This is a genomic window from Exiguobacterium sp. s141, from assembly GCF_018618085.1.
GTDB classification, from domain to species: Bacteria; Bacillota; Bacilli; order Exiguobacteriales; family Exiguobacteriaceae; genus Exiguobacterium; species Exiguobacterium mexicanum_A.
Window position 1 is genome coordinate 1 of record NZ_JACSLJ010000017.1, and the last position, 2,366, is coordinate 2,366.

General features: G+C 48.1%; 2 protein-coding genes. Both read right to left on the bottom strand.

Features of this window, described 5'->3' with window-relative positions; translation table 11 throughout:
- Nucleotides 1–65 precede the first annotated feature (65 nt).
- Nucleotides 66–782 (bottom strand): IS21-like element helper ATPase IstB, encoded by a 717-nt coding sequence (gene istB, locus KNP74_RS14745; protein WP_029595512.1) that lies wholly within the window; start codon nucleotides 780–782, stop codon nucleotides 66–68.
- Nucleotides 779–2,215, bottom strand: a complete 1,437-nt coding sequence (istA, locus tag KNP74_RS14750; protein WP_029595511.1) for an IS21 family transposase — start codon at nucleotides 2,213–2,215, stop codon at nucleotides 779–781. The genes istB and istA overlap by 4 nt, the downstream gene beginning before the upstream one ends.
- Between the last annotated feature and the right edge of the window lie 151 nt (nucleotides 2,216–2,366).

Below are 2,366 nucleotides of genomic sequence, written 5' to 3' on the forward strand. Positions count from 1 at the left end.
TGTATTTTGCAATACAAATGTGCACAATAATGCAACGAAAAGTACAGAACTTTGCCAGCTGGGTTTTAGTGTTTCGACAACGCATGCGTGACACGATAACTGTCACCTGTAAAGTTTAGTATGTGAGCGTGATGGATGACGCGATCGACGAGTGCCGCAGTCAAGCGCGCGTCGCCAAAGATGCGATTCCATTGGCTGAACTCAAGGTTGGATGTGATGATCAGGCTCTTTCGCTCGTACCAGTCGGTGATGAGATGAAACAGAAGTTCCGCAGATTCTTTTGTGAGAGGGAGATATCCCATCTCATCTAAAATAATCATATCTGCCGACTCGAGACGAGAATGGAAGTTGCCTAGTTTTCCATCCCGCCAGGCCTTGTTAAGTTGCTCGACGAGTTCAGAGACCCGGAAGAACCTCACCTCATAACCTTTGTGACAAGCTTCTCTCCCGAGCCCGATGGCCAAATGGGTCTTTCCTGTACCCGGGGACCCTGTCAGAACGACGTTCTGTGAGTGCTCGACGAAATTCAGTGAGGTCAGTTCGTCCTTATCTAAATGCTTTGGGAAGTAGATGTGATTGCCCCAATGATAGTCGTCTAGTGACTTATTGTTGATGAATTTTGCCTTTTTGATTAACCGTTGCGCTTTCGCTTCCTCGCGGAGGCGCATTTCCATCGAGAAAAGCTCCGTGAGAAACTTTTCAGGGGATTCCGTTGGAATCGATTCATAGATTTCAGCGACATAGGCAAGGCGGAGCGATTTGCACATTTCTTTTAGGCTCATACTGCACCACCTTCTCCCCAAGGCCGATTCAGGCTATCGTACTTGCTCCAATCCACATCATAAGGATGGTCCTCAACCACGGCTGGATCGTCGTCCTCGCTCAGTAGCTCGTATAGGCGTTCATTGATCTCGAGGATTGGATAGAGTGCGAGCTTGGCTCGGATCCAGGCCAGTCTTTCCTGCCGAACGAGTAAGTTGGGTACGCCCAGGTACTCTTTGATTCTACCCGGCAGATATTCGGAATAACGGGAGTGCCCGAAGCTTCTCGGCTTCTTGTGCCAAGTGCTGATGATGTTTTCCCATGGGAGCGCACGCTTTGTCATCATGTAGGGACGTTTTTCTTCGTAGAGGATTTCTCCGTGAAGTGAGAGAATCTTCATCGAATCCCACCTTAAGATGGCGCGTACTTGCCCATGACGAGCCCCTGAAGGGATCAAGACTTTCGTCTTATCGATCGTTATTTCGCCGTACTTGTTCACCTTGAACAGTTCTTCTTTGAAGACGGGGAAGTCTTCTTGCGGCAATCGCAATAGATGTCTCTGCTCTTCTTCGAACAACTCACGGATCAGCACATGCTTTTCGTAATGCACTCTCTCCATGTCATCCCGTAGGGAAGCTGCGAGTTGCCGGTTCGTCGAATCGTAATCATGCATGACAGGGGCTGGGACAAGAAAATTGTACCGAACGTATCCTACCTTGTTCTCGACACTTCCTTTCTCGTTACCTCTGTAAGGATTACAGCTTTGAACTTGGAAGCCGTAATGTGCCATGAACTGCAGGAAAGCATCTGTATAGATCGCCTCTTCTTTTGTCGTTCGTGGTTGGATGACTGCGGCGGGGAGATTATCGATTCTGAGCTGTTGCGGTACACCACCGATTTCTTCAAAAAGCATTTTGAGTCCCGTCAAAAAGCACTCTTGGTTTTCTGCGGGCAGGGCGACAGCTGCTGTGCGGTTACTGAAGGGCAGGCTCATGACGAGGCATTTTACATCGACCGCATGACTATCTTTGACGACTTCCATCGTCCCGAAATCTACCTGTGCCTCACCCGGAGGGTGTTGCAATCGTTCTTGCCTTGTGTCGTTTTCCTCCTCGCTCGTCATATGCCAGCTCTTGATGAAATTGCAGACCGTCCGGTAAGAACCCTCGAATCCGTTCGCCACCAGCGTTTCATAAAGCTTTTTATTCGTTCGTCTTAACTTTTTCTGAAGCATTTGATCCTCGGTCAACCAATCCTCGACCATCTCGCCCCATTTCGTTCCGTACATCATGCCTCTCTTGGGGCGAATGGTTTCACTCGGCAGTTGAGCTGAATCCGCGTATTTTTTTACCGTCCTCCAGTTGAGGTCTAGATTTTTAGCGATTCGATTGATCGAATGTGATTTGTGGTTTCTCAGATATTTGATACAATTGATATCGGACATTGCTAGCATTCCTTCCATCTCCTAACGTTCTTGTGTCGCAACTTAAACGTTAGGGTGAGATTATGGTTGCTGGCAAGTCCTTTTTCTTTTCTAAAATAGGAGTGCAGAGTTGTGTACGTTTCCGTTGCACACTTCTGCACTCCTATTTTGCATTACACAC

Excerpts from the sequence above, each read along its gene's own strand:
- istA (WP_029595511.1), bottom strand. The coding sequence starts at position 2,215 with ATGCTAGCAATGTCCGATATCAATTGTATCAAATATCTGAGAAACCAC.
- istB (WP_029595512.1), bottom strand. The coding sequence starts at position 782 with ATGAGCCTAAAAGAAATGTGCAAATCGCTCCGCCTTGCCTATGTCGCT.